19 protein-coding genes and 4 pseudogenes are annotated in these 24,583 nt (G+C 62.1%); 13 read left to right on the top strand and 10 right to left on the bottom strand.

Annotated elements, in window-relative coordinates:
• Positions 1–4: 4 nt before the first annotated feature.
• Together AB4Y32_RS08365 and AB4Y32_RS08360 are read right to left on the bottom strand one after the other, a co-directional pair.
• Entirely contained in the window at positions 5–1,876 is a 1,872-nt protein-coding gene (locus AB4Y32_RS08365) for an Hsp70 family protein (RefSeq protein ID WP_368720861.1), read from the bottom strand.
• Positions 1,873–2,448 (bottom strand): DUF2760 domain-containing protein, encoded by a 576-nt coding sequence (locus tag AB4Y32_RS08360; RefSeq protein ID WP_368720860.1) that lies wholly within the window; start codon positions 2,446–2,448, stop codon positions 1,873–1,875. The genes AB4Y32_RS08365 and AB4Y32_RS08360 overlap by 4 nt, the downstream gene beginning before the upstream one ends.
• Positions 2,449–2,880: 432 nt before the next feature.
• Here AB4Y32_RS08360 and AB4Y32_RS08355 point away from each other — a divergent pair, with 432 nt between their 5' ends.
• Together AB4Y32_RS08355 and xth are read left to right on the top strand one after the other, a co-directional pair.
• The gene (locus tag AB4Y32_RS08355; RefSeq protein ID WP_368720859.1) at positions 2,881–3,285 is read left to right on the top strand and encodes a DUF3597 domain-containing protein; all 405 of its coding nucleotides are present in this window, start codon (positions 2,881–2,883) and stop codon (positions 3,283–3,285) included.
• A 95-nt stretch (positions 3,286–3,380) separates the two neighbouring features.
• Positions 3,381–4,163 (top strand): annotated as a pseudogene (gene xth, locus AB4Y32_RS08350) (exodeoxyribonuclease III); the annotation flags it as partial.
• Between the two features lie 296 nt (positions 4,164–4,459).
• Here xth and AB4Y32_RS08345 read toward each other — a convergent pair.
• Positions 4,460–5,402, bottom strand: a pseudogene (locus AB4Y32_RS08345) (LLM class oxidoreductase).
• A gap of 288 nt (positions 5,403–5,690) precedes the next feature.
• Between AB4Y32_RS08345 and AB4Y32_RS08340 the strand changes: the two are divergent.
• Together AB4Y32_RS08340 and AB4Y32_RS08335 are read left to right on the top strand one after the other, a co-directional pair.
• Positions 5,691–5,969, top strand: a complete 279-nt coding sequence (locus tag AB4Y32_RS08340) for a hypothetical protein (protein WP_368720858.1) — start codon at positions 5,691–5,693, stop codon at positions 5,967–5,969.
• Between the two features lie 67 nt (positions 5,970–6,036).
• Positions 6,037–6,348, top strand: a complete 312-nt coding sequence (locus AB4Y32_RS08335; RefSeq protein ID WP_368720857.1) for a superinfection immunity protein — start codon at positions 6,037–6,039, stop codon at positions 6,346–6,348.
• 171 nt (positions 6,349–6,519) lie between these two features.
• Here the strand turns inward: AB4Y32_RS08335 and AB4Y32_RS08330 are convergent, their stop codons facing one another.
• Positions 6,520–6,990, bottom strand: a complete 471-nt coding sequence (locus AB4Y32_RS08330; RefSeq protein ID WP_368720856.1) for an NUDIX hydrolase — start codon at positions 6,988–6,990, stop codon at positions 6,520–6,522.
• A gap of 297 nt (positions 6,991–7,287) precedes the next feature.
• On the opposite strand from AB4Y32_RS08330, the gene AB4Y32_RS08325 reads away from it, so the two are divergent.
• On the top strand, positions 7,288–9,594 hold the full coding sequence (locus tag AB4Y32_RS08325) for a S1/P1 Nuclease (RefSeq protein ID WP_368720855.1): 2,307 nt from the start codon (positions 7,288–7,290) through the stop codon (positions 9,592–9,594).
• Positions 9,595–9,628: 34 nt separating this feature from the next.
• On the opposite strand, the gene AB4Y32_RS08320 is transcribed toward AB4Y32_RS08325, so the two are convergent.
• A complete protein-coding gene (locus AB4Y32_RS08320) occupies positions 9,629–10,960 on the bottom strand; it encodes a type II toxin-antitoxin system HipA family toxin (RefSeq protein WP_368720854.1) in 1,332 nt (443 codons plus the stop codon).
• Positions 10,961–10,962: 2 nt separating this feature from the next.
• On the bottom strand, positions 10,963–11,457 hold the full coding sequence (locus tag AB4Y32_RS08315) for a helix-turn-helix transcriptional regulator (protein WP_368720853.1): 495 nt from the start codon (positions 11,455–11,457) through the stop codon (positions 10,963–10,965).
• Between the two features lie 361 nt (positions 11,458–11,818).
• Between AB4Y32_RS08315 and AB4Y32_RS08310 the strand changes: the two genes are divergently transcribed.
• Positions 11,819–13,276, top strand: a complete 1,458-nt coding sequence (locus AB4Y32_RS08310; protein ID WP_368720852.1) for an alkaline phosphatase family protein — start codon at positions 11,819–11,821, stop codon at positions 13,274–13,276.
• 224 nt (positions 13,277–13,500) lie between these two features.
• On the opposite strand, the pseudogene AB4Y32_RS08305 reads toward AB4Y32_RS08310, so the two are convergent.
• Positions 13,501–13,682 (bottom strand): annotated as a pseudogene (locus AB4Y32_RS08305) (IS6 family transposase); the annotation flags it as partial.
• A 330-nt stretch (positions 13,683–14,012) separates the two neighbouring features.
• On the opposite strand from AB4Y32_RS08305, the gene AB4Y32_RS08300 reads away from it, so the two are divergent.
• Both AB4Y32_RS08300 and AB4Y32_RS08295 read left to right on the top strand, forming a co-directional pair.
• Positions 14,013–14,225, top strand: a complete 213-nt coding sequence (locus AB4Y32_RS08300; RefSeq protein ID WP_368720851.1) for a DNA circularization N-terminal domain-containing protein — start codon at positions 14,013–14,015, stop codon at positions 14,223–14,225.
• Between the two features lie 337 nt (positions 14,226–14,562).
• Positions 14,563–15,438, top strand: a pseudogene (locus AB4Y32_RS08295) (ESPR-type extended signal peptide-containing protein); the annotation flags it as partial.
• Between the two features lie 1,241 nt (positions 15,439–16,679).
• Here the strand turns inward: AB4Y32_RS08295 and AB4Y32_RS08290 are convergent.
• Complete coding sequence (locus tag AB4Y32_RS08290) at positions 16,680–17,390, bottom strand: hypothetical protein (RefSeq protein WP_368721101.1); 711 nt, start codon at positions 17,388–17,390, stop codon at positions 16,680–16,682.
• On the opposite strand from AB4Y32_RS08290, the gene AB4Y32_RS08285 reads away from it, so the two are divergent.
• The 5 genes from AB4Y32_RS08285 to AB4Y32_RS08265 all read left to right on the top strand — a co-directional run bounded on the left by AB4Y32_RS08285 (position 17,371) and on the right by AB4Y32_RS08265 (position 22,435).
• Positions 17,371–18,276 carry a YadA family autotransporter adhesin gene (locus AB4Y32_RS08285; RefSeq protein WP_368721085.1) on the top strand — a complete coding sequence of 302 codons (906 nt, stop codon included), beginning with the start codon at positions 17,371–17,373 and terminating at the stop codon, positions 18,274–18,276. The two genes, AB4Y32_RS08290 and AB4Y32_RS08285, sit on opposite strands and share 20 nt — an antisense overlap.
• Before the next feature lie 83 nt (positions 18,277–18,359).
• Positions 18,360–19,514, top strand: coding sequence for a DUF2827 domain-containing protein (locus AB4Y32_RS08280; RefSeq protein WP_368720850.1), 1,155 nt, complete (start codon positions 18,360–18,362; stop codon positions 19,512–19,514).
• On the top strand, positions 19,514–20,668 hold the full coding sequence (locus AB4Y32_RS08275; protein WP_368720849.1) for a DUF2827 domain-containing protein: 1,155 nt from the start codon (positions 19,514–19,516) through the stop codon (positions 20,666–20,668). Before AB4Y32_RS08280 ends, AB4Y32_RS08275 begins: the two co-directional genes overlap by 1 nt.
• A gap of 25 nt (positions 20,669–20,693) precedes the next feature.
• The gene (locus AB4Y32_RS08270) at positions 20,694–21,269 is read left to right on the top strand and encodes a hypothetical protein (RefSeq protein ID WP_368720848.1); all 576 of its coding nucleotides are present in this window, start codon (positions 20,694–20,696) and stop codon (positions 21,267–21,269) included.
• A gap of 38 nt (positions 21,270–21,307) precedes the next feature.
• On the top strand, positions 21,308–22,435 hold the full coding sequence (locus tag AB4Y32_RS08265; protein ID WP_368720847.1) for a DUF2827 domain-containing protein: 1,128 nt from the start codon (positions 21,308–21,310) through the stop codon (positions 22,433–22,435).
• Positions 22,436–22,518: 83 nt separating this feature from the next.
• On the opposite strand, the gene AB4Y32_RS08260 is transcribed toward AB4Y32_RS08265, so the two are convergent.
• Both AB4Y32_RS08260 and AB4Y32_RS08255 read right to left on the bottom strand, forming a co-directional pair.
• Entirely contained in the window at positions 22,519–23,772 is a 1,254-nt protein-coding gene (locus tag AB4Y32_RS08260; protein WP_368720846.1) for a DUF3734 domain-containing protein, read from the bottom strand.
• A 9-nt stretch (positions 23,773–23,781) separates the two neighbouring features.
• On the bottom strand, positions 23,782–24,564 hold the full coding sequence (locus tag AB4Y32_RS08255) for a 3-hydroxybutyrate dehydrogenase (protein WP_368720845.1): 783 nt from the start codon (positions 24,562–24,564) through the stop codon (positions 23,782–23,784).
• Positions 24,565–24,583 lie beyond the last annotated feature (19 nt).

Below are 24,583 nucleotides of genomic sequence, written 5' to 3'. Positions count from 1 at the left end.
GTGCTCAGCCCTGTGCGCCGCCGCGCACGTCGAACTCGACTTTCCAGCGCTCGTCTGTGCCGCGCGGGATCGCTTCGAGTTCGAGCGTGCCCGTTTCCGTCACGCGCGCGTGCAGCTTGACGGGCACGACTTCGCCGACCGTGCGGCCTTCGGCGGGCAGCGACGCTTCGATCTCTTCGAGTTCCTGCAATTCGTCGGGCGACCAGTAGTCGAGCATCGTGCCCACCTGATCGAGACGCCGCACCGACGAGCCGAAGAAGCGAAAGCGCACCGGCTCGCCGACGACGAGACCGAACTCCTGTTCAGGCAGCGGCGCATCAGTGCCTTCTTCCATGCCGAAGGGCGCGACGCACAGCGCCGAGATGGGCGGCTCCATACCGGGCACGGCGGGCATCGCCGATTCGATCGCGACGTAGTACGAGCGCGCCGTGCCGCCGCGAATGCGCACGCCGCGGCCGCGCTTCACGTAGCCGTAGTAAGCGGCGCCGCGCGCCACGGCGAGATCGAGATCGGCGCCTTCGAGCAGACGCGCTGCCGCGCCGCCATCGGCCGCGAGCCAGCCGTTGAGCGTCGTCATGATGCGCTCGACGAGCAGCGGCGACTTGAACACGCCGCCGTTGAACAGCACGGCCGTCGGATGCAGGAACGTCGCATTCGGTTCGAGCGGCAGCTGCCCGGACCCCTGCGACTCTTGCAGCTCGGCGAGCGCCGCGACCTGGCGGCCGAGGAACGCAGCGAGATGGCGCGTGACGCCCGCGTCCTGCGCATACGGCAGACCAAGCTGCGTAAGGCCCGCGCGCGTGCGGGCGATGGGCCGCGCCGATGCGTCGACTTGCGGAAAGAAGCCTTCGAGAATGGTCTGCGTGAGCTCGTCGCGCGTCAGTTCGGTGCGGATCGATCCGCCGATCAGCTTCGAGCCGCGGCTCGGCACGACGAGTGGGACAGCATCCGTCGACGGATCGGACAGCAGCGTTTCCTTTGCGCCCCGGCACGCGTAGGTGAGGGCGCGCAGTTGCCACGGATCGGCTTGCGTGCCTTGCGACGCGAGCTTGCGCGCGACGACGTGCGCGAGCGCGAGGTCCATGTTGTCGCCGCCGAGCAGAATGTGCTCGCCGACCGCGACGCGATGCAGTTCGAGATTGCCTTCGCGTTCGATCACGGCGATCAGCGAGAGGTCGGTCGTGCCGCCGCCCACGTCGACGACGAGAATGATGTCGCCGATCCTGACCTGCTTGCGCCACGCGCCGTCGCTCTTCTGAATCCAGCTATAGAGCGCGGCCTGCGGCTCTTCGAGCAGCGTCATCTGGCCGCGGTTCTGGCCGTAGCCCGCAGCATTCGCGGCTTCCGCCGTCAGCTCGCGCGCGGCGGGATCGAACGACGCGGGAATCGTCACGGTGATTTCCTGGTCGTCGAACGGCGCGTCGGGATGCGCGTGATTCCACGCTTCGCGCAGATGCGTCAGGTAGCGCACCGAGCTTTCGAGCGGCGACACGCGCGTCACTTCGGGCGGCGCGTCGCTTGGCAGAATCGCCGCGCGTCGGTCGACGCCCGGATGGCACAGCCAGCTTTTCGCGCTCGACACGAGACGGATCGGCGTGCCCGCGCCTCGGCTGCGCGCCATCTCGCCGACGACGAAATCGCGTTCGCCCGTCCACGGCAACGCGAGATCGCCGGGCGTCAGTTCGCTTGCATGCGGCAGGTAGAGGAACGACGGCAGCAGATCGAGATCTTCGATCGCGCCGGGCGCCGTGAGCTGCGTGACGGGCATCACGCGTTGTTCGGTCTTTTCGCCGTCGCTTGCGGCGAGATCGACGTACGACAGCGCGCAGTGCGTCGTGCCCAGGTCGATACCGATCGAATAGCGCGGATCGCTCATAGTTCCACCTCGGCGGGAGCGAGCACGGTGGCGTCATGGCTTTGCGTGAGCTTCGGCAGGCGCACTTCGGCGACGCGCCAGCCGCGATGGCTGATGCTGCCCGTGAACGGCGCCTTGCCAACCACGTTGCCCGTGAGGCGGATCGCCGTCGCGTCGAAGCCGTCGTTGATCGTCACGCGGCTGCCTTCCGCTTCGTCGCGCACGGGGCGGATCGTGAAGTGCTCGCGCAGCGTCGCGCGGCAGCCGTCATGGACGAGGCGCGCGGCGGCACCGATGTCGGCGTCCGAGTACTTCGCGATGTCCTCTTCGACGAAATCGATGAAGCGCGCGTCGCGTTGCAGGAGACCGAGCAACTGGAGCGCGGCGTCGGGCGTCGCTTCCTTGATCACAGGCGCGGGAGCGGGCGCAGGCCGGGGCGCCGGTGCGGGCGCAGGTGTCGCCACGGGAGCGGGCGCCGCGCCGCTGCGCAGACGCAGCACGCTCGCGGCGAACTCGCGGTCGCCGAGGATGCTGAAAAATGTGCCGAAGGCAAGCGATAGCCTGCTCATCAGCGAAACGTTCGGTTCGGTCATGAAAGATCGCTCCTGATTTTCTGGATACTGCCGCGGCGCGCGATGCCGCGCGGCCGCATGGGGTTCGGGGCGGATGGCCGTGGCCGCCGTGGCCGTCGGAAACGGGCGGCTGCCTTTGCATCAGGTCCGCGTCAAATCCGCGTCAAAAGCGGTATTTTGCCTTGTTATGAGCCGATGACGGCTCAGAGTCTGATTCCGGCACAAGAATGGCGGCCGGATTTTACGTCCTCAAGTAAGAATGAGCGGCATCGTCCTGTCATTTTTTGCGGCGAGGATAGCGGTTCGAGCGGGCGCATCGGGCGCACGATTGCCTACAATCTCCACCGGACGCCTTGCATGCGTCGCTCCCGCGAAATCCCATGAGGCGGATGTTCGGGGCCGTTTCGTCGAGTGCGGCGCCGTCGCCTTCAACCGATTGTCTGGAGGAAAGCCATGAGCATTTTCAGCACGATCCTCAGCAAGATCTTCCCGTCTAGCCATCCCGCCGTGCAGGCCGCCACGGCGGCGCCTGAAGACGCGCCCGTCGCCGAGCCTGCTTCGGCACCTGCGGAAGCGCCTGCCGCCGCACCGGCCGAACCCGTCGATGTCGAAGCCATCCTGACCGCGCTCGCCGACCAGAATCCGGAAAAGCTGAACTGGCGTACGTCGATTGTCGATCTGATGAAGCTGCTCGGGCTCGACAGCAGTCTCGCCGTGCGCAAGCAACTTGCCGAGGAACTCAACTACAGCGGCGACACCAATGACTCGGCCGCGATGAACATCTGGCTGCACAAGCAGGTGATGACCAAGCTCGCCGAAAACGGCGGCAAGGTGCCCGACGATCTGAAGAACGGCTAGAACTGATCCGCCCTGTCCGTCCGGCGCGCCGCGATCCGCCGCGCATGGAGGCTCGCGGCGCGCGTGGGTATGGCACTTGCGAGCGCCCGATGATCATGAAGCTCGCGACGTTCAACATCAACGGCATTCGCTCACGGCTTCCCGCATTGCTCGAATGGCTGAAGCGGGAAGCGCCCGACATCGTGTGTCTTCAGGAGCTGAAGACGCCCGATGCGGGCTTCCCGAAGGCCGAGCTCGACGCGGCCGGTTATGGAGCGGTCTGGCATGGACAGGTGTCGTGGAACGGCGTCGCGATTCTCGCGAAGGACAGCGAGCCCATCGAAACGCGCCGCGGCCTGCCCGGCGATCCCGACGATACGCATAGCCGTTATATCGAAGCGGCCGTCGACGGTCTGCTGGTCGGCTGCCTGTATCTGCCGAACGGCAATCCGCAGCCGGGGCCGAAGTTCGACTACAAGCTCGCATGGTTCGAGCGCCTGATCACCTATGCGAAGAAGCTCGTCGACAGCGGGCATCCCGTCGTGCTGGCGGGCGACTACAACGTCGTGCCGACCGATTTCGATATCTACAATCCGCGCTCGTGGCTCAAGGACGCGCTGCTGCAACCGGAGAGCCGCGAGTGCTATGCGCGCCTGCTCGCGCAGGGCTGGACGGACGCGTTGCGCGCGCGCTTTCCCGACGAACAGGTCTTTACGTTCTGGGATTACTTCAGGCAGCACTGGGAAAAGAACTCCGGGCTGCGCATCGATCATCTTTTGCTGAGCAAACAGGTTGCCGCGAAACTGCGCGATGCGGGCGTCGACAGGTGGGTGAGAGGCGAGCCGCGTGCGAGCGATCACGCGCCGGCGTGGGTCGAACTCGATCTCGGCGGGTGGCGCGGCGAGCAGCATGGCGCGCTTGCGCGGGCGTCATCGGAGAACGGAGGCGCTGATGAAGATGCAGAGGTTAGACGCAGTGCGGCGAAGGCGGCTGTGAAGAAAAGTGCAGGGAAGGAAAGTGCAGGGAAGAAGAGTGCGGTGAAGGAAAGTGCAGCGAAGAAAAGTGCAGCGAAGAAGAGTGCAGCGAAGAAGAGTGCAGCGAAGAAGAGTGCAGTGAAGAAGAGTGCAGTGAAGGAAACTGCAGCGAAGAAAAGCGCAGTGAAAAAGTAGCCGTGTTTGCCTCGCGCACGGCGACACTACGTATGGAAATGCGGCAAGACCTCGGCGGCCAGTTCCGCGATCACATCGCGCACGGGTCGATCGGAATTCAGATTCAGCGTCACGTGATGTGTGCCGTTCTCGCGCATGTCGTCTAGCAGTTCAATCAGTGCATGCCGTCCCGTGCGATAGCCCGAGCGAGAGCGGCGTGGCGCGTTCATGCGGATCGCCGCTCAGATCGAGCCGCATCGCGACGCCGAACGCACGAAAGCCCCGTGTCGGCAGACGTTCGACGGCCGCGCGCCACATGCTATGTCTCGCGCGCTGGGTTTCCGGCTCGCGGTGATACGTCATCCAGCCGATCGAATGCCTGGCGATCCAGTCCACGCTTTGTCCACCCGAGCCGACGGCAAGCATCGGAACGGGCGACGGGGGCTGCGGCAACAGCATGAATCCGGGTGCGCCCTCCGGACGACGATCTGCCACCACTCGCCGCGCTTCGCCCAGCGCCGCCGCAACCGTCTCCCAATGCATCCGATACAGGTCGCGCCGCTCTTCACCATTGCGCCCGAACGCCGCGTATTCCGGCGGCCGGTCGCCCGAGCCCAGGCCGAGAATGAAGCGGCCATTCGACAGCGTTTGCACCGAGCCCGCGCCCTTCGCGATATGCAGCGGATGACGCAGCGTCAGCACAATCGCGCCGCTGGCGAGCGCGATCTGCGTCGTATGCATCGCGAGCGCGCCGAGCAGCACCCACGGGTCGAGATGGCCGACAGGGTCGGGATAGTCCGCGCTGTTCAACGGCACATCGCGCACCCAGAGAGCGCGGAAACCGAGTGCATCCGCAAGCGCCGCGAGTTCCACCTGCTCGCGGAAGTCCGCGACGATTTCACCCGCGCGCAACAACGGCAGCGTCAGTCCGATCGACAGACGATCTTCGGAAAACACCCGGCGTTCCGTGAAGGATGCAATTGAGTTCATGAACGTGCGCCAACTGCTGCCGCGACGCTTGCGATGATTGAACGGAAGCCGATCCTAGCATCGGCGTGCGAATCGCACCGGCAGCGGGCGCGACAACCCTGAGGACCGCATGGGGAACGCACCGGAATCGGCGCGTGGTTCTCCCATTGTTTGAAAAACGGGAACTGTGATTTCAATCTATGAGCATAGAAGTTTGATAGGGCTCGTCTAAACTCATCCTCAATCGACGCCGCGCCAGAACATCCGGTTGCGACGCCTTCCTGATTCAACATTTTCCGGAGTCACGTCATGAAGACCCGTCTTATCGCAGCCTTGCTCGTCGCCGTATCCGCAGCCGTTGCCGCACCGGCTTTCGCGTCGGGCTACGGTCCCGCACCGTTCTATCATCCGTCCGTCGGCGCGCCGGCTTCGCAACGCGGCGTCAGCGCTCAGACGATCGCAGCCGAACGCAGCCAGGCTGTCGATGCGAACAGCGCCGTTGGCGGCGTGGTCGATACATCGTCGGCGTCGGGTCGCCGTCAACCGGCCGAAGCCGCTCGCGAAGCGAACGTATTCAACGGCCACTGATCGCCGCACGCGGCGCGTGCAGCGCGCCGCGGCGACTATCATCGCGACCACGGCAGGAGGTCATAGCATGAGAGCGTTTTTCGAAGGACTGGTGTTGCTGGCAGCAGTGATCGTGTATTTCCTGCCTGCCATCGTCGCCGATGCACGCGAGCGCGACGACGCGTTCGCACTCACGGTCTTCAACGTACTGTTTGGCTGGACGGTGATCGGGTGGATCGCGGCATTCGTGTGGGCCCGCCATCGCGTGAGCGAGAAGCGGCTCGCGAATGTCGCGACGAAAACGCGCCGCTCGATGGGCCGCGTGACGATTGCGAAGCTCGTCGCGCGCTCGCACCGTGCACGTCTGGCGCGTCGTCAGTCAACGGTATCCGCGTTGTAATGGGTTGGGTCGACGAAGCCGCCGGTCTCTGAGGCCGGCGGTTTTGTTTTTGCGCGAAGGACGCGAGCGCTTCCGCGAACATCAGTCACGCGGCTTTCACACACACGCAGTCAGTATGGGTTCCGATCTGGATCAACTCACGACAATCGACTCACGACAATCGGCTGACGATCACAGAGCAGGTGTCCACCCGTTGAGCCCGACATCGTGCAACGCCTCGCGCAGATTCTGCACGAATGCATCGGCGCGCTGGTGCCGGCTCTGCTCCCGTGGATCGTAGCGGCGATTCAGCGCGAGTACATCGACGATGCCTCGCGTCGAGACGCTCGTGTCGAGATCGGAGATGTCGGTGACTTTGGCCCACGTGCAGCGCGTGATTTCGTTGCTGGGCACAGGCGAATGCCGCTCGTCGATATGCGCGGCGAACACGTGATGACAAGTGCGCGTGCCCACGAATGCGAACAGATACTGCATGCCGATGGCGTGAAGGCGTGTCTCTTCGATCAGTTCGCGCAGGGCGGCCGCTTCGAATGACTCACCCACTTCAGGCTTGCCACCCGGCAGCGACCAGCGCGAATTCGCCTTGCCGACCAGCAGAATGCGTGTGCCCACCCTGCATACGACAGTCGCACGTTGCTTCACAGTGTCTCTTCCATGTAGGGACGCGATAGCACCGGGTTGAGCACGCCGGGTGCCGCGCAATGCGATGGCGCTCTCAGCCGCCATTCGACCGTATTGTCCGCTGATGGTGCGTACCGCACGTGACATCTTTATGACAGCCCGCATCGGAGTGACGCAACGCTGTCACACGCATCGGAGAACCTTGATCGTGACCACGCGCCGTCACGCGCGATGCCACGTGAAGCGCGGTATCGCATCGTACTGGCGGCGTGCCTGCAACGGCCGGTCGAAGCGGCCGGCGAGCGTCGAGGTGAATCGATGAATCCACTGTCCACGCAGCACAATTTCCAGAGCCTGTCGTTGAAGGACCTGCTTGAAGCGCGCGATCTGTATCACTGGCATCTGTCGAACAAGGCCAATGTGGTCGGCACGGCCGTCGGGCTGTATCTGATCCGCACCGATGAACCGTGGCCCGACCAGCACGCCGACACGAAAGGCCACGATGCACGCAATGCCAGGACGAAGGGTATACGCACATTCGACAACTCGGAGGTACGGCCGTATTCATGGCCCGCCGTGATCGTGCTGGTGCGAGACTGGATCGATGCGGCGGAGTTCGGTCATGGCAAGGTCGATCCCGATCATATGGTGCCGCGCACGCTTTACATGCCCGATGGCCGCGCGGTGCCCGTCTGCGTGGTCGCCGTCGAGCCGACCGAGGCCGCGACGAGCGCACCGGCGGATGCACGCTGGCCGTCGACATACATCGGCGGTGGGTGTCCGTTGATTGCGGATACGCAGGGCGTCGAGCGCACGGCGAGCGTCGGATGTCTCGTCACCGATGGACATACTGTCTATGCGCTCACCAACCGGCACGTGTGCGGCGAACCCGGCTCGTCGGTGAAGGCGCTGTTGCGCGGCACTGTTTTAGAAGTGGGCATTGCATCGGACCGGCAACTGACACGCGAGCCATTCACCGATGTGTTTCCCGGCTTCGCAGGCAACCGCAGCTTCATGACGCTCGATATCGGGCTCGTCGAAGTACACGACGCCAACGACTGGTCGAGCCAGCCGTTCGGCGTCGAAGGCACGATCGGGAACATCGTCGACCTGAACGAGCTGAGTCCCAACCTGCAATTGATCGACCAGCCGGTGACGGCGTTCGGCAGCGCCTCGGGCGCGCTCGACGGCACGATCAAGGCGCTTTTCTATCGTCACAAGTCGCTAGCGGGCTACGACTACGTATCGCAGTTTCTGATCGCGCCCGCCAACGGAAGCCCGCAAACGCAACCCGGCGATTCAGGCACGTTGTGGTATCTGGTGTCGCCGGAAAATGCGGAAGAGGAAAAGGGAACGCGTAACGGGTCCGCGGGCTCCGCGCGCAAGAAGCGCAACGCCGTGAAGAGCGCACGTCGTCTTTGTCCGCTTGCGATCGAATGGGGCGGGCAGGCGCTCGCGAGCGACAGTGAACGGCGGCTGAACTATGCGCTCGCGACGGGCTTGAGCACCACGTGTCAGCTGCTCGACGTCGATCTCGTGCGCGCGCATAACGTCGGCGCGAATCCGTTCTGGGGACAAACGGGCCACTACAGCATCGCGACGGCGGCGATCGAGTCCGTGAAGCGGGGACCGCTTCATGATTTCCTCGATGCGAACGTGGAGCGCATCAGCTTCCGGCCGAATGAACTGACGCCGGAGCAGATACGCGAGAAGCTTGCGCGCGGAGATTTCGTCGAGCTCGCGGACGTGCCCGATCTCGTGTGGAAGAAGACGCCCGACCGCGTACCTGGCGGGCGCGACTATGCGCAGAACGCGGGCCCCGAGCATCCGAATCATTACGCGGACATCGATCAGCCCAACGCGGACGGCAAGACGCTGCGCGATGTGACGCTCGACAGCATCGCCAACATGAGCGTGGCCGTATGGTCGAAGTGGTATGCGGACGAAGGCGAAAAGGACGCGCGCGATGAAGGTCTGCTGCCGTTTCGCGTGTGGCAGATATTCGACGAGATGGTCGCGCAGCTGAAGGCGGGCAACGACACGAAGTTTCTGTGCGCGGCGGGCGTGCTCGCGCATTACGTCGGCGATGCGTGCCAGCCGTTGCACGGCTCGTATCACTCGGACGGCTACAAGGATGCCCCCGGCGCAACCGCGAAGAAATGGCCCGGCAAGGGCGTGCATTCGACCTATGAGGACAAGATGGTCGACCGTCATTCGAGCGACCTGTTGCCGCAGATCGGGCCGCAGGCGAAAGCGTTCGAAGGCAGGATTCCCGCGATCAAAACCGGCCGCGATGCCGCGTTCGCGACCGTGACGTTGATGAGCGAGGCGGCGCAAATTCTTCCGCCCAGCACGCTGATCGACGAGTACATCCGTCTGGGCGGCGGAAGTTCGGCGCGTGTCGTCGATGGTCTATGGGTGGCCTTCGGGGAAGACACGGCGAAACTGATGGGCGCGGGCGCACGCTTTCTCGCTGCGATGTGGGAAGCCGCGTATGCCGTCGCCGATACGTCGCTGCCGGCGGGCGCGCGTGAAATCGACGAGCAGGCGCTCGCGCACGTGTATCAGGACAAGACGTTCGTGCCGTCGCTGACTATCGACAGGATTGGAGCGGTGATCGGTTGAGCGCGGTTGAGCGCTTTCGTCTTTCGTCGCCGGGTTACATCGCCGCGAGCTTGCTGCTCTGTTTGAGCAGGCCGTCGAATATCGCCGACGCGAGGTCTTTCGGGAAAGCGGCGGGCAGTTGTGCGGCCACGGTGTCGATGACGTGCTGCGTGTCATTCGTCACCGACGCGATCAGCGCATCGACGGCATCGGGCGCCAGGCCGACCTGCTGCCCTTGCGCGATCCAGTGTCGCCGCACGATCTGCGCGATCAGATAGTGATTGCTCGTGCCGCGCACGGCCATCGCCATTTTCGCTTTCTGCATCGGGATGCGGTTCGCGCCGCGCCCGATGATGGGATGCGCGGACAGCACGTCGTACAGCGGCGTCGCGCGATAACGGTTGCCCGGCAGATGCGCGATGCTGAAATTCTTCGCGTGACCGTCGGTGGCCGCGAGCAGCCAGAAGATCAGCTGCGTCTTGAAGAAACGCGTGGTGTCCGTGGCGGCGTCGACCGATCCCGCCAGTATCTCCATCACGGTGTCGACGCCGGGGCCGCCGTCGGCCTGATACTTCACGATGGGTGGCGTGCCCGTCGCCTGGCACATGTCTTCCTGCGGCAGGCGGACGATCCACGTGCCGTCGCTCGACAGCCGGCGATCGAAGCGCTCGACGACGAGTGCTTTCTGATCGCCGAAATGCGCGATCTCGCATGCGGCGACGGGCAGCCCGTACGCTTCGACGATCTTCGCGCAAAGCCATTCGTTTTCGACCGACGTGCGCATGTCGGCGCGCATGTTGCCGACGAGTCCCAATGGTAGCTTGAGAATGTGCGTGGTAGGCGTGCTGCCCGAGGGCAACACCCAACGGCCCTTGTGGCGCAGCAGCGCCGTCTTTTCCTGCGCGCCGGCGATGGACAGCCGTAAGTCGCCAGCGTGATCGCGTTGGCCGAGCGGCGCGGCAGATGTCGTGTCGCGCAGCAGCCGGCCGATGTCGTCGTCGGTGAGCGTTTCGCCGCCGATGCGGTAGAGGTCGGCGGGTGCTTCGTCAGGCGGCAGCATCTGGATCGCGCCGACGCAGTCGCGCCCGAGCGCCGCAAGCAGGTCGAACGGAGCCGTGCCGCCCGTATGGTAGCGCTGCGCCATCCGTCGCCGGATGGGCTCGCTGTCGGGCAACAGGTTGTCGAAGAACGCCGACACGACGGCACCGCGATACGGCTGATTGCCGGGCGTAAACGGCAACGAAAGCGACAGCGGACGGCCCTGTTCATCGTCGATCCAGTCGTCGAAGTAGACGAGCCGCTCACCACCGCTGGCTTTTTCCCAATAGCCGACGGCGAGGCCGTTCATCCACAGGTCGAGTCGTTGTGTCTGTGACGGGCGCCGCATGCTTACCAGTTCTCGCGTTTTTTGGGTGGTGTTGCCGCTCGCTTCACCTTGACGGGCGCGCGGGCTTTTCGGTCAGACGCAGTCTTGCGCGCAGCCAAGCGGGCGCCCGGCGCTGCCGTGCCCGGCTGCGCCCGCTTGCCCGTCTTGCGGGCGGGGGCCGCGCGTTTCGTCCCGGCTTCGCGAGGCGTTGCCGGGCGAGCCTTTGAGACGTTCCCGTTAGTGGCGGCTGCGCGATTCGACGGCGCCATCTTCGCAACGGGCGCAGTGTTAGCCGGCGACAGCGCATCCTGACTGAGCGTGATGCCGGCGTTCAACAGCCGCAAAACCTTGAACAGCCGCTCGACCCCGGCCGCCGCCGGATTCGCCTCGAACTGCGCATAGCTCTGCTGCGTGATGCCGAGCCGCTCGGCGAGCATGGCCTGCGTGAGTCCCGCGGCCTTGCGAAAACCGCGCAGAACGGGCCGCAGCTGGCTGAGCGTCTTGACGGAATATTCCACGGCGGGCCTCGAGGGAGACGGTTGAAGGCGTGCAGGCGAGCGTGTGCATGCGTCGCTGCCTGTCAGGCAGGATACAGGTCAAGGACTGTATTGGCAATATACAGAGTTTAGACTGTAAAGTGAAAATACAGGGTTGAGACTGTATCGATGAGAATGTGCCCGCGCGCGGCCGTCCCGCGTGCCGCGCAGCACGAAAAGCTCATGCCGCATCGGGAAAGACCAGGGAATCCACTGACACGGATCGCGTGCCGAACGGAGATTTCCGGGAACGCCAAGTGCTGAAGAGGCTTGTCCGTCCGCTCGACCCGTCGACAGCGGCCTCAACGGCACCCCAACGGTCCTTACAACAACGGAGAACGACATGAGCGATCATCAGTCTTCGAATGCACCCGATCCCACGCGCCGCAAGATACTGGCTGCGCTCGCGGGCACCGTCGCGTTGTCGGCTTGTGGTGGAGGCGGGGGAGGCGGAGGCAGTTCGGGGGCGACGAGTGGCATTCCGCCCGATCGCGCCAATCTGCCGAGGCCCGCGTTGCCCGACCCGGCCACGTCAGGCGTCGATCACGTCGTGCTCGTCACGATGGAGAACCGCTCATTCGATCACCTGTTCGGCTGGGTCCCGAATGCGGAACATCAGCAGAACCGCCAGTTTACCGACGCATTCGGACAGACGCAGTCGTCGTTCGCATTGACGTCGAACGCGGCATACGGCTTCCAGGCCTGCTCGTTTTCCGATCCGAACCATCTGTACAGTGGCGGCCGCACCCAGCTCGCCAATGGCGCGATGAGCGGCTTCCTGCTGACGCCGGGCACGAGCCTCTTGCGCGGCGATCTTCTCCCCATCGGCTACTTCGGCGCGGCCGATCTCGACTTCTACCGCGGCGCCGTCACGCAGTACACGGTTTGCGATTACTTCATGAGCGGCATTCTGTCGGCCACTTTCCCGAACCGGCTCTATCTGCATAGCGGCGAAACAGACCGTCTCGACGACAGCACCGACACCTCTTCGCTGCCGACCATCTGGGACCGGCTAGACGCGAAGAACATCTCGTCGACGTATTACTTCCACGACGTGCCGATCATCTCGTTGTACGGCACCCGCTACGTCAGCCGCTCAAAGCTTTTCGCGAATTTCCTTGCGGATGCGGCGACGGGCAATCTGCCGTCGTTCTGCATGGTTGAGCCAAGTTTCGCGGGAGAAGCGCAGGGCACGTCCAACGACGATCACCCGCATGCCGACGTGCGCAACGGACAGGTCCTGCTCGGCCAGATCTACGACGCGCTGCGCACCGGGCCGAAGTGGAGCACGACGCTGATGATCATCGTGTACGACGAATGGGGTGGTTTCATGGAGCACGCGGTGCCGCCCGTCAGGCCCGTATCGGCGGCTGAACAGGCTGTGGGCAACGACGGCCGACTGGGCTTTCGTGTGCCGTGCATGTTGCTCGGACCACGTACGCGCGCAAACATGGTGTCGCGCTATCCGTTCGATCCCAGCTCGATCCATCAACTGCTCGCATGGCGCTTCGGCATCGATCCGTTGGGCGTGCGCGCAACCGATCCCGCCACTTTCAACATGGCCTATGCGCTTGACTTCAGCGATGCTGCGCGAACCGATGCGCCCGCCATTGCAGTGACACAGGGAACCTTCGGCGTGGCGTGCTCGACTGCGGGCATCATACCGGGGCTCGGCGGCGTCGATCATAGCCAGCAACTTCCGTCGAGCGCGGCATCGTCGACAGCCGTCAATCCGCCCGGCGGCCGCTTTGCCGAATTGCGTGCGAAAGCGACTGCGCTAGGTTTTCCAGGCGGCATGTAAATTTTGCCCGCCGTCGTGAGGCATTTGCGCGGCTCGATAAAAATACGGCCCTGCAACGTGCGTATTGCAGAGCCGTATTTCGTTTAGAAGATTTCTATAAAGGGGATGCCTTATCGACAGGAGAGCCCGATAAGAATAGCGACTTTGCCACGGACTTTCAGGCACGTTTCGTTGCATGCCACGATGCTCTCGCAGAAGTGGCAAACGGTTCCGTGTCTGACGGATTCCGGCGTATAGCGTTTCACCCAGCGCAGGGTTGTTGTGTTTGTGTGGGCCAACGTCAAGGCCGCGCTCAGCCATCATCTCGACAAGATCACGCAGGCTGAGCTTGTAACGCGAGTACCAGCGCATGCAACAGAATGGTCACATCGCGGTTGAAGTGCCGGCCTGAAAACAGATCGTCCATGCTCAGCTTGCCCATTATTGAATCATGAGGTCGGGGGAGGCAGCACTCTCACCGAATCGCCCTTGCTATTTGCAACAGAACCGTCCGTTGCATCCCACATGCGTTCGCGACTCCGAAGTGCCCGGGAAGTCCGCGTATCACAGTTTCAAAGCTGTGCGCCGGGAATCGATCCAGCCCGTGCAGTGCCGACTCGATCTTGCCCGTCGCGATTCGCTGACTTTCCATCGCGGTCGGCTCTGGATCGAGGCATCAAGGTGTCGATGGGTGGCAAGGGAAACTGACGCGACAACGCGTTCGTCGACGCACGTGGCGCAGCACCCCTCCTGAGGTGTGACAGGCACCACGCTAATAGCGGGCAGCCGTGTTGCGCTGCATGCGTACCCGTATCGCCGCGAACTATGGGTCCAAGGCCTGTCGCGCGGGGCGGAGCATTTCGCTGACCGGCTTTCTGTTGCAGGACGGAGCTACGGCGGCGATGTCGTAGCGCAGCTCACGACGCTGATTGCCGCATGCGCAGGCGCACGCTTCACTACATCGGGCTAAAAAAGCGTGCATCGAGGCATGTGCCAACGATCAAGTACGCGCCTTCCTCATCGTGCAATCAAAAAAAGCTGTTTTGCGTAGCTCTATAGGACATGTCCTATATCTGGTGCATCGTTTCTATAGAAGACTAGGCGCGCTTTTGTGATCTATCAGGAGGAACCCGGCAGATTAAATAACGAGCTATACAGATATATAAATTTTTATTCAAGTTAATTAGCATAACGAATAAAACATTTGTCAATTCTTTAAATCTGATTACGGGAAGTGTCGGGGAAAATCAGTTAATTCGTGTTCTTCGGTGCCGGTCCGTGACGTCTATTGAATTTGCTGTGAAAATATGAATAAGTCTTATCGCACTATTTGGAATGAAGCTCTTGGCGCATGGGTTGCAGCGTCTGAGTTGGTCAAAGGGCGCAGCAGGACATCATCGCGCGACATCGGAGCATCGGATTCTTTAGTTGAAGGACCAGCTGGTTCCTCAGATGCCGGACTTTTTGCGTTCTCCACGATCACCGCCGTCGTATTAGGGCTTGGCTGCTGGTCAGGTGCCGCGAATGCTGAATATATCGGTTCCAGTCAGGGCATTTTTGTTAACGACGGCACTGATGGCAATTGCGTCGAATATTACGATTATGGCGGCGGCGGCTCCCAGTCGGTTGGCGATTCCATGTGTAGCGTTTCCGATAAGGCGACGCAAACGAACCGCGCGCTATTTTACAACCCGAACAACGGGGGCTCGAATTCACTGACACTGGGCAACGAACTGTATGTGAACGGCGGCAAGCTGGGGCTGGCGGATCAGATGGGCTCGACCTACAGCATGCGTATCGGTAGCGCCGCCACATTGGCTGGCGTTGCTGGCGTGGATGCTATCGCGATTGGCTCGTCCCAGTCTTCGTCCACGGACGCCGCCAGCAGCGCGGCGACGATAGCGAGCGGCGCCCAATCCATTGCCCTCGGCTCGACCGCGACGGCGTCGGCAAGTAAGGCGGTGGCGGTCGGCGCAGGTACAAAGGCCAGCTACGCGAACAGCGTGGCAATTGGCTATGGCAGCACCACGGGCGCTGCCGCGCCAACCGGTACAGGTTACGCTACCGGACAAGCAGCGCCAGGCTCCGAAGTGTCCGTGGGCAGCATAACGGCGACACGCCGCATTACCAATGTGGCTGATGGTGCCGCTGCTTCAGACGCGGTTACCGTCGCGCAATTGAGCACCAGCGCCAGCAGCCTGTCGACATCTGTGTCTTCTCTGTCTACGTCGGCGTCGACGGGTCTTGCTTCGCTCTCGACGGTCAGCAGTACGCTGACTAGCAACGTGAATAGCCTGTCGACGGGGGTTTCTTCGTTGTCGACTGGGCTGTCGACTGCAAACAGCAATTTGACCGTTCTGTCGACGTCGACGTCGACAGGTATTAGCACACTGAATAGCGGTGTAGCCAGTTTGTCGACGGGCCTCTCGACGACCAACAGCAGCGTCGCGAGCCTGTCGACTGGTCTGAGCACGACCAACAGCAGCGTTGCGAGCGTGTCGACGGGTCTGAGCACGACCGACAGCAGCGTGGCCAGCTTGTCGACCGCCACATTCAACAGTGTGGCGTCGTTGTCCACGAGCCTGTCGACCACGAATGACGCGCTCACTTCGTTGTCGACCTCCACGTTGACCGGACTGAGCAGCCTTTCGACCTCGACGTCCACTGCGTTCAGCAGCCTGTCCACGTCGACTTCCACTGGTCTCGCGAGCTTGTCATCGTCGATCTCCAGTAGCAATTCGTCGCTGTCAACGGCTGCATCTTCGCTTTCAACTGCTCTTGATACGGCCAACAGCAACGTGACGAGCTTGTCGGTGTCCGCATCGACCGGCATTGGCTCGTTGTCGACAGGCTTGTCCACAACCAATAGTTCTGTTGCCAGCCTGTCGGCGTCGGCTTCGACGGGACTGGCATCGCTGTCGTCGTCGGCTTCTACCGGCGTGGCCAGCCTGTCCACCGGCCTGTCGACGACAAACAGCAACGTCGCGAGCCTGTCGACGGGTCTCGACACGACCAACAGCAACCTCGCCAGCGTGTCGGTGTCGGCCTCGACCGGCGTAGCCAGCCTGTCCACCGGCCTGTCGACGACAAACAGCAATGTCGCCAGCCTGTCGACGGGTCTCGACACGACCAACAGCAACCTCGCCAGCGTGTCGGTGTCGAGTTCAACGGGCATCGGTTCGTTGTCGACGGCAGTAGATACGACCAACAGCAACCTGACAAGCCTCTCCGTATCTGCCTCCACCGGGCTGTCCGGTCTGTCGACCAGCCTCTCGACGGCAAGCAGCAATCTCCTCAGCCTGTCGGTTTCGTCGTCCACCGGCATCGGATCGCTGTCTACCGGTATCGCGCTGACGAACGACAGCCTGGCAAGCCTTTCGGTGTCGACGGTCGCTGGACTCAATTCGTTGTCCACGGGATTGATCTACCTGTCGACTTCGACTTCGACAACGGTCAGTTCGCTGTCGACCGGAATGATCTCGATGTCCACCGGCCTGAGTTCGCTGTCGACGGCGTTGAACACGACGAATAGCGCAGTCGACGCGTTGTCGACCTCCACGTCGACGAGCATGAACGCGCTGTCGGCTTCGACGTCGACTAGCGTCGCATCGCTGTCGACAGGCATGAACGCGTTGTCCGCGTCGACCTCGACAGGCATTGCGTCGCTGTCCTCGTCAACTTCGACCGGCATGGCCTCGCTTTCGACCAGCATCGACACGCTGTCGACGGATGTCGCGACGGTCAACAGCAACATGAACAGTCTGTCCACGTCCACGTCAACCGGCATCGCATCGCTGTCGACGGGCGTGACGAGCCTGTCTACTGGCCTGTCGACGACCAACAGCAACGTCGCGAGCCTGTCGCTGTCGACCTCGGCCGGCCTTACGTCACTGTCGACCGGCCTGTCGACGACCAACAGCAATGTTGCGAGCCTGTCGACGGGCATGAACTCGCTGTCGACGACGGTCAGTTCGACGATCGGCGGCATGGCCAGCCTGTCGACCAGCTTAGGCTCGATCTCGACGTCGATGTCGACCGCGGTCACTTCGCTGTCCACGGGCACTGCCAGCCTGTCGGCTTCCACCTCGACGGGGATCGCGTCGCTCTCAACCGGCTTGTCGACGACCAACAGCAACGTCGCGAGCCTGTCGACCGCGATCGCACCGTTGGCGCTGTCCGCCGACGTTGGGATCACGCGCGGCGCTACCGTCGGCGCGACGCTGACGGGCGGGGCGAACACCGATGGCGCCGTGATCGACACACAAGGGCGCGTGGCCAACAGCGCGGCCATGCGTCCCGTCAACGCAGCGGATTGCGGTGTCGCCAACGGCGTCGACACGACGGCCACGGGCGCATGCGCGAACGCAGGCACGTTGATCGGCGTTAACGGCGCCACGCAGACCACTGTCGCCAACGGCGCGTCCGCATACGGTGCGCAGTCGCTCGCCCGCGATGTCAACACGACCGCGATAGGCTTCCGCGCAACCGCCATGGGCGCAGGTTCGGCAGCGCTGGGTTACCAGGCGCTGGCGAATGCGCCCGGCGCGGTGGCGATCGGAGCCAATGCTAACGCCAGTGCGTCGAATTCGGTCGCACTGGGCGCGGGGTCGGTGGCCGATCAGGCGAACACGGTGTCGGTGGGTTCCGCAGGCAACGAGCGCCGCATCACGAACGTGGCTGCGGGCGCCAATCCGACCGATGCGGCGAATGTCAGCCAGTTGATGAGCATGCAGAACAACGTCACTAACGTCTACAACACCCTGTCCAGCGATATCAAGCATGTGGCGAGCGTCGCCTACTCAGGCGTCGCGATGAGCATGGCGCTGGCGGCGGACTATATGCCGAAGCTGGACCCGGGTCAGTACGGGGTCGGTGCGGGGGTCGGCACGTTCCAGGGCTATTCGGCGCTCGGGCTGAACTTCAAGTCGCTGAGCGAGTCCGGGCGCTGGTCCTGGGGCGCAGGTATCGCGGCAACGGCGAAGCAGATCGGCGCAAACGCGGGCGTGGGCTACAAGTGGTAAGCATGCCCTGACGTTGTTTGAATAACTGGCGACAGCCCTCTGCGGGCGCAGGGGGCTGTCATTCCATTTGAGGAACCGGAAACATGCGCATTGGAATTTCCGTTTTGACCCACGAGGGGCAAAACATCTGGGAGAACGGTCTCGGCCAGAACATCGTGTTTCTGGCGGAGGCGTTTCAGCGGCTCCCTTTCGTCGAATCAGTGGTGCTCATCGATGTCGGCAATCAGAAAGCGCTCGCCCCTCAAGTCGACACGACAGAAAAGCGGCTTGCGTTGCTCACGATGCGCGAAGCAGGTGACGTGGTCGACGTGATCGTCGAAATGGGGGGCGCGCTGGACGGCGAGTGGCTTCAGCTGATGAGGGCGCGCGGCAAGCGAGTGGTTTATTACTGCTGCGGCCAGCCTTTCGCGGGGCTGGCAGAGTCGCCCGTTTTCAGCAAGCCGGCGCACGCGCTTCGCCCGGACCGTTGCGACGAAGTCTGGCTCCTGCCGAAAGACGCGACGCTGCTGACGCCGATGATGCGCGTGCAGCACAGGTGCTCCGTCTACGAGGTGCCGTTCATCTGGCATCCGCAATTCGTGCAGCAGCGCATCGACGAAGTGGCGAAGCTATCGCTGCACTACGGGTATACGCCGCGCCGGACGGATGAAAAAGGGAACGCGCGCGGTTTGCGGGTGGCGATTCTCGAACCGAATATTTCCGTCGTCAAAACATCCAGCATTCCGATGCTGGTGTGTGACCTCGCATACCGCAAGGACACGCGGAGCGTGAGCGCCATGCACGTGCTCAATACGCTGCATATGAAAGACCATTTGACCATGCTGCATTTCTCCAATTCTCTGGATCTCGTGCGCACGCACAAGGCAACTTTCCATGGACGCCACGACGTGGTCGGCTTCATGGTCCAGCATGCCGAGGCTGTGGTCGCCCACCAGTGGGAAAACGCGCAGAACTACGCGTATCTCGACGTGCTCTACGGCAACTATCCATTGATTCACAACTCGCCGTGGCTGCGCGACGCGGGGTACTACTATCCGGACTTCGACGCCGACGAAGGGGCGCGAAAGCTGCTCTATGCGGCAGACCATCACGATGAGTCGCTCACCGCTTACAGCAATCGATCGAATGCGGTGTTCAAGGCGGTCGATCCGTTCAATCCACGGAACCTGTCGCAATACGCGCTGCGCCTGAAGCATCTCATCGACAGCCGACAAACCACTACAGCCAGAGGCGTGTGATGAACGGCAGCCAGTCGACAATCAAACGCCGCGAAGCACAACGGCTCCGGGTGGGCGTATCGATTCATATCCGCGAAGATGCGCAATCGCTGTGGGAAAACGGCATCTACCAGAACTGTGTGTTTCTGGTGATGCTGCTGTTGCGCTCGCCGATCGTGGCCGAGACATATCTTGTGGCGGGAGGTGCAGCCCCCGTTCACGCGGAAGGTTTTCTGGCGGATTCGCCCGTGCCGCTCATCGACATGCAGGCGGCGATGGACAGGCTCGACGTGATGATCGAGATGAGCGCGCAACTCGACCGCGAGTGGGTGGTTCAGTTCCGCGCCAAGGGCGGGAAGATCGTGTCGATGAGGGTCGGTAACGACTATGTCATCGATATCGAACGGATGATCTTCGACCGGCCGCACGGCATGCTGGTCAGCGGCGCGCCTTATCACGAAGTGTGGACGCTCGCCGAATACGAGAAAACCTGCGTTTCATATTTCGGGGGTCTTTTTCGCGCGCCAGTGCGGATCATGCCCCATCTGTGGAGTCCGCTCATCGTCGACCGTGAAATCGCCGCCCTGCCGGACGGTCAACGTTTCGGCTACGAGCCGGGACGCGCCCGCTGGCGCGCAGGCATTTTCGAACCGAACATCTGCATGGTGAAGACGAGTTTTATTCCGCTGCTTTGCTGTGAAGCCGCGCACCGCGCCGATCCGGACGTTCTCGAACATGTATGGACGTATAACGCGCTGCAACTCAAGGAAAGCCCGCCGTTTTTCACATTCGCTCGCGGCCTCGACATCGTGCAGCATGGGCTCGCGTCTTTCGAGGGGCGCTTTCCGCTTTGCCGCGTCGTCGCTCGCGATGTCGATGTCATCGTTACTCACCATTGGGAAAACGGCCAGAACTACGTGTATTACGAAGCGTTGTACGGCGGGTATCCGTTGATACACAACTCGCAATTCATCGGGTCGTGTGGCTATCGATACCATGACTTCGACTGCGAGGAGGGCGGCAAGGCTCTGCTGCGCGCATTTGCAGAACACGACGTGAACTTCGAGGCCTATCGCGCGAATGCGAAGACGTTCCTCTCGCGTCTCCATCCCGAGAGCGAGGAGAACGTCCGTATCTACAGCGCCGCACTCGCCGCGCTCTATTCACTTGCCTGAAAGGTTGGGAACGCATACTGGAAACATGAAATCGTTCAAGCTGATCTCTTCACGGTTCATCGGATGGATGGCGGCCGTCATACTCAGTCAGGCTGTCGCGGTATCCGCCGTGGCCGTGCAGCCGGCGGGGCAGGGCACGCATGCGTCGATTGCGGCGCCCAATTCACTGGCGCTCGCGATCAAGAATGTTGGCATCAAACAGTGCGCAAGCTCGCTGACGGCATTGTCTGCGCTAGGCATTCAGGGAGCGGTGAATAACGACGTGCTCCTGGACTGGGATCGTAGTCGCCCGGCCAACAGCGCCGTCTTTGCGTTGCTCGCACTCGATACGCCCGTAGGCGGGGCGGCAATGACGGTGAATGCGGTGTCCGAAGCAGACGGAAGCTGCTCCGTGTCCGCCGAGCGCATCTCGGTCGCACCGGCGGCCTGCGAGGCCGTCGCAGCCCAGGAACTGGCGGGGTACCGGGCGACTCCGCTCTTGAACCGGATCACCGTTTACACCGACCATAACGACCCCGGTTCATCCGTTTCGCTGTTTGCAGTGAAAGAAGGATGCCTCGTTATCAGGCGGTTTGCCCGTTTCAACGTTCGCAATAACTAACAGCGTTGGCTGTCTTGCGTGAAATCGAAAGAACTGCAATGAACCAATATCGCGTCGGCATTACCATCGGGCTGCATCATGAAGCGGAGACCTTGTGGAACAACGGCATCAAGCAGAACGCAATCTTTCTTACCGAAACCTTGCGCAACTGCATCAATGTGCGCAGCATTGTGCTGGTGAATACGACTGCAATACCAATAACAAAAGCGCTTCCATGGGATTTGGAACGCTGGCCGACGTGTACCTTTGATGACGCGAAAGACGATCTCGACATCATGATCGAACTCGGCGGCCAGATCGGTCCGGAGCAGACGGACTATCTGAAGCGGCGCGGCGTTCGGCTCGTTTCATACTGCTGCGGCTTCGAGTACGTGCATGCGATGGAATCCGTACTGTTCAACAAGCCGATATGGGGCAGCGACCTGTTCGTGAATCAGCGCTATGACGATCTGTGGATGATTCCGCAGGTCGCAGGCATCAGTCAGTCCTACTTCGAAGTGTTTCGGCGGCAGCGGGCACGCGTTATTCCGTTTGTCTGGAGCCCGCTGTTTCTTGACGAGCGCACAAGGATGTTACCCGAAGAGGGGCGGTACAGGCCGCACGCTGGACCACGCCGGTTGAGTGTGATGGAGCCTAACATCAATATCGTCAAGTTCTGTCTGTATCCCGCTCTGATTGCGGAAGTCGCGTACCGCGAGCGCCCTGAGCAGATCGCGCTGTTGCAGGTAACCAATGCCGGGCAAATCGCGCGAGAAAGCGCCGAGTTCATTTCGCTGATGAACCAGCTCGACATCGTTCGACAACATAAGGCGGTGTTTCTGGGCCGGCATGAGACGCCCGAGTTCCTCTCGAACAACACAGATATCGTCATCTCGCATCAACTGGAAAATCCGCTGAACTACTTCTACCTCGAAGTGTGTTGGCAGGGATATCCACTGATTCACAACGCTGAGCTATGCCAGGATCTGGGTTACTACTATCATGCCAACGACGTCGACGAGGGCGCGCGGCGGGTGATTGAGGCTATCGACGCGCATGACGCTCACCGAGGCTACTACCGCGAGAGACAACGCGCGCTGATTGCGCGCTACCTGCCAGATAACCGGCAGATCGTCACAAGCTATGCTGCGTTGATCGACGATCTGATGTGCCGTCCTTTGCGTTAGTTCCTGTGTGGAGCGCCCTTTGGGGCTCCGGTGCAGCCTCACCTCCCTTAAGGCTGGTTAGAGCCAATTCAATCAAAGCGCACTCAGGCCGCTTCCTTGCGGCTTTTGCCCGGCAACGTTTCGACGGAGCTCTTGTCGGACTGCGGCACCGACCCGACGGGGCGGTGCACGTCGTGCGTGGCGAAACCCTGCTCACGGCTCGGCACATCGAACCAGTCGCGATGCGAGAACGAATCGCGAATGTCGTCGAGGCCGCTTTGCCAGTGCTCGAGCATCGTATCCATGCTGAACTCGTAGTCCTTGTAGTGGCCTTCGTATGGCTTGTTCTTGTAGATCAGATGCACGACGTTGATCGCGCTGCCATCTGCGGCCGCTTCGGCAAGCCGGAATAGCGGGTCCGCTTTCAGCACCGACGTCGGCACATGTTCGAGCAGTTCCTTGATGAAGCGCGCGTGCTTCTGTCTTTCCGCGAGCATGTTGGTGATCGCGCGAGTCCGGCTCGAGTACTGGATGTCTTTCGCGCGCTCCGATATGTCGAGAAAATCGCCCGGTGCATTGCCTTTCGCACTCCACAAATCGACCTGAAAAACCAGTGTGTCCTTGTGATCCGAATCGCGCAGAACTTCCGTGAGCGGCGTATTCGAAACGAGTCCGCCGTCCCAGTAGAACTCGCCGTCGATCTCGACAGCGGGAAAGCCCGGCGGCAATGCGCCCGACGCCATGAAGTGCTCGGGCGCGAGACGCATTTTGGCGTTGTCGAAATACGTGAGATTGCCCGTGCGCACATTCACTGCGCCCACGGACACGCGAATCTTGCCGTCGTTGATGCGATCGAAATCGGCGTACTGCTGCAACGTCGCCTTGAGCGCGGCCGTGTCGTAGTAGCTGACGCGGCTCGGGTCCAGCTTTGCAAGTCCGGCAACGGGCAATGGAAAGCGCGGCGCGAAAAATCCCGGCTGGCCTTCCGTCAACGCGCGGCCAGCGGCCCACATGCTGGCCCACTTGCGCGACAGATCTTGCAAGCCCAAACCGGGCAGTGTCCACGCGCTCACGCTACTCACCCAGTCGAGCGGATGGCAGATCGCATTCCAGAATCCGCGTAACGCTTCCACGCGGTTTTCCGGCGCATTGCCCGCGATGATCGCCGTATTGAGCGCGCCAATCGACACGCCCGCGATCCAGTCCGGCTCGACGTTCGCCTCGGCCAGCCCTTCGACGACACCCGCCTGATACGAGCCGAGTGCTCCGCCGCCTTGCAGCACGAGCGCGATCTCGTCGTAGCGCGGCAATGCAAAGGCATCCAGCCGCGCGCTGATTTTTTTCGTATCGCTGCGCATGCAAGCTCCTTACTGCATCGACCAGCCGTGGCTGACGATCACCGACTGTCCCGTCAGTGCCGCCGATTCAAAACCCGCGAGAAACGCAACCGTATTGGCGACGTCGTCGACCGTCGTGAATTCGCCGTCCACCGTTTCCTTCAGCATCACGTTCTTCACGACTTCTTCTTCGGTGATGCCGAGTTCCTTTGCCTGTTCGGGAATCTGCTTCTCGACGAGCGGTGTACGGACGAAGCCCGGGCACACGACATTCGCGCGCACGCCACGCGGACCGCCTTCCTTCGCAACGACGCGAGCGAGACCTAGCAGGCCGTGCTTGGCCGTGACATAGGCGGACTTCAGCTTCGACGCTTCGTGCGAGTGGACGGAGCCCATATAAACGATCGAGCCGCCGCGCTTGCTGTCGTACATGTGCCGGATGGCCGCCTTCGTGGTCAGGAACGCGCCGTCGAGATGAATTGCGAGCATCTTCTTCCAGTCGGCGAACGAGTAGTCCTCGATGGGCGCCACGATCTGAATGCCTGCATTCGACACGAGCACGTCAATACCGCCAAGTTGCTTCACTGCGCTTTCGACGCCCGCATTGACGGCTTCTTCATTCGTCACGTCCATTGCAACGGCGAGTGCCTTGCCGCCCGCAGCAACGATGCTTGACGCGACTTTCTGCGCGGCCTCGAGGTTCAGATCGGCGATGACGACGCAAGCGCCGAGGCTCGCCATTTTGCGCGCGCATTGTTCGCCGATGCCGCTTGCTGCGCCCGTGACGAGCGCGACCTTGTTTTGCAATGACATGTTCTTTTCCTGACGAGTG

The sequence above is a fragment of the Paraburkholderia phymatum genome (genome assembly GCF_040965635.1).
Lineage (GTDB): Bacteria > Pseudomonadota > Gammaproteobacteria > Burkholderiales > Burkholderiaceae > Paraburkholderia > Paraburkholderia phymatum_B.
This window is presented reverse-complemented; position numbering and strand designations above follow the sequence as displayed.

What these genes read in the sequence shown, in the direction of transcription:
- AB4Y32_RS08365 (WP_368720861.1), bottom strand. Translation starts at nt 1,876, where the DNA reads ATGAGCGATCCGCGCTATTCGATCGGTATCGACCTGGGCACGACGCAC.
- AB4Y32_RS08360 (WP_368720860.1), bottom strand. Translation starts at nt 2,448, where the DNA reads ATGACCGAACCGAACGTTTCGCTGATGAGCAGGCTATCGCTTGCCTTC.
- AB4Y32_RS08355 (WP_368720859.1), top strand. Translation starts at nt 2,881, where the DNA reads ATGAGCATTTTCAGCACGATCCTCAGCAAGATCTTCCCGTCTAGCCAT.
- AB4Y32_RS08340 (WP_368720858.1), top strand. Translation starts at nt 5,691, where the DNA reads ATGAAGACCCGTCTTATCGCAGCCTTGCTCGTCGCCGTATCCGCAGCC.
- AB4Y32_RS08335 (WP_368720857.1), top strand. Translation starts at nt 6,037, where the DNA reads ATGAGAGCGTTTTTCGAAGGACTGGTGTTGCTGGCAGCAGTGATCGTG.
- AB4Y32_RS08325 (WP_368720855.1), top strand. Translation starts at nt 7,288, where the DNA reads ATGAATCCACTGTCCACGCAGCACAATTTCCAGAGCCTGTCGTTGAAG.
- AB4Y32_RS08320 (WP_368720854.1), bottom strand. Translation starts at nt 10,960, where the DNA reads ATGCGGCGCCCGTCACAGACACAACGACTCGACCTGTGGATGAACGGC.
- AB4Y32_RS08310 (WP_368720852.1), top strand. Translation starts at nt 11,819, where the DNA reads ATGAGCGATCATCAGTCTTCGAATGCACCCGATCCCACGCGCCGCAAG.
- AB4Y32_RS08280 (WP_368720850.1), top strand. Translation starts at nt 18,360, where the DNA reads ATGCGCATTGGAATTTCCGTTTTGACCCACGAGGGGCAAAACATCTGG.
- AB4Y32_RS08275 (WP_368720849.1), top strand. Translation starts at nt 19,514, where the DNA reads ATGAACGGCAGCCAGTCGACAATCAAACGCCGCGAAGCACAACGGCTC.
- AB4Y32_RS08270 (WP_368720848.1), top strand. Translation starts at nt 20,694, where the DNA reads ATGAAATCGTTCAAGCTGATCTCTTCACGGTTCATCGGATGGATGGCG.
- AB4Y32_RS08265 (WP_368720847.1), top strand. Translation starts at nt 21,308, where the DNA reads ATGAACCAATATCGCGTCGGCATTACCATCGGGCTGCATCATGAAGCG.
- AB4Y32_RS08260 (WP_368720846.1), bottom strand. Translation starts at nt 23,772, where the DNA reads ATGCGCAGCGATACGAAAAAAATCAGCGCGCGGCTGGATGCCTTTGCA.
- AB4Y32_RS08255 (WP_368720845.1), bottom strand. Translation starts at nt 24,564, where the DNA reads ATGTCATTGCAAAACAAGGTCGCGCTCGTCACGGGCGCAGCAAGCGGC.